The organism is Marichromatium sp. AB32, from assembly GCF_003718675.1.
Classification (GTDB): domain Bacteria; phylum Pseudomonadota; class Gammaproteobacteria; order Chromatiales; family Chromatiaceae; genus Marichromatium; species Marichromatium gracile.
Genome location: NZ_RHFJ01000122.1, coordinates 1 through 1,674, shown reverse-complemented (window position 1 = coordinate 1,674; position 1,674 = coordinate 1). Strand labels below are relative to the sequence as shown.

Here is a 1,674-nt window from a genome sequence, read left to right as displayed (position 1 = left end):
GCGGACGGGAAAACAGATCGGCGATCAGCTCCCAGGCCTCTTCTGGAAGCTCGTAACGTCTCGACATCTGGCCTCTTCTCCTGCAAGAACGAGGTCAGTGTATCAAGCAGGGTTTTCGTACAAAACGTAACAGTTCGAGGAGCTAGCAATGGCAAAACGGCAACCAACCCGCCTAACACTAAAGACAATCGACGCCCTCCCTTGGGCCGAGCGTGACGCCACTGGGAGGGTGCAATCCTACACCGTGCGGGACGCTGAGGTGAAGGGCCTTCTGGTGGTAGTGAATTCCCAGACGAAGGTGTTTAAGGTGCAGCGTGACCTTTACAGCGCCGACAAAGGCCCGGACGGCAAGCGCCGCAAGCTGGGCACCCGCCGCGTGGCCTTGGGCGACGTGCGCGACTTCGGCACCGTGGACGATGCCCGCGAGGCCGCCCGTAAGGTCATCGCAGACATGCGTAACGGCATCGACCCTAACCGGCCCCCGGAGGAGCCCAAGCGCCACGACTACACCCTGCAGATGGCCTTTGACGGGTATGTGGACAGCCGGGAGCGTAAGGACCGCCGCCCCGGTACCATAAAGGGCTACCACAACCTGTTCCGTCGCTACCTGACTGACTGGGCCAACCGCCCTCTGAACGAGATAGGTGACGACACCCTGGGCGTGGACGACCTGCACCGCCGCATCACTAAGAAGAATGGCCCCGTGGCGGCTAACCAGACCATGCGCCTGCTTCGGGCCGTGTACAACTACGCCCGCCGCAAACAGCGCGACCTGCCGCCCAACCCGGTGGAGGCCGTGGACTTCAACCACGAGCGCAAGCGCACCGAGGTTATTACCGACTGGCCTGCATGGCACGAGCAGGTAACGGGCCTGCGCAACCCCATCACCCGCGACTGGTATCTGTTCCTGGCCTTTACCGGGATGCGCAAGGGGGCCGCTTCGGAAGCCCGCGTGGAGCACTTCGACGCCAAGGCCGGGTTCCTGCACGTACCAGACCCCAAAGGTGGGCCGAAGCGGGCCTTCGACCTGCCGCTGTCCGGGTATCTGGTAAAGCTCCTGGAGGCCCGTATAGCTGGGAACCAGCAGATTTTCGGCCCCAACTGCCCCTGGCTGTTCCCTTCGCACTTCTCGGACACCGGCCACGTGACCGAGTGCGCCCTGAGGGAGCTGCCCACGCCGCACGTCCACCGTCACAGCTTCGCCACCGCCGCCCAAGCCGCTGGACTGCCGGACTTCGACATTAAGCTGCTGCTGAACCACAAGCTGTCGGACGTGACCGGGGGCTACATCCACGGCACTGCCCTGGGCGACCACCTGCGGGAGTGCCAGGAGCGCATAACCGCGTACCTGCTGGGCCGCATCCACGAGGGCGAGAACGTTGTCCCGCTTAGGAGGGTTTCGGCATGATCTTTACGCTAGAAAATGCGAGAATACCGGCCATTTGCACCCGTGCGGATATCGAGCAGCTGCCCACTGAGGAGCTGCTTGCCCTGTACAACGAGCTAACCGGCAAGGCCACCAAGCGGTTCGCCAACCGGGACAAGGGCCTACGTTTTGTACGAAAACCCTGCTTGATACACTGACCTCGTTCTTGCAGGAGAAGAGGCCAGATGTCGAGACGTTACGAGCTTCCAGAAGAGGCCTGGGAGCTGATCGCCGATCTGTTTTCCCGT

At 62.4% G+C, this 1,674-nt stretch carries 1 protein-coding gene; it reads left to right on the top strand.

What is annotated here, in order from left to right:
* The first annotated feature begins 148 nt into the window (after positions 1-148).
* Positions 149-1,408, top strand: coding sequence for a tyrosine-type recombinase/integrase (locus EBL85_RS16740; RefSeq protein ID WP_123143501.1), 1,260 nt, complete (start codon positions 149-151; stop codon positions 1,406-1,408).
* Positions 1,409-1,674 lie beyond the last annotated feature (266 nt).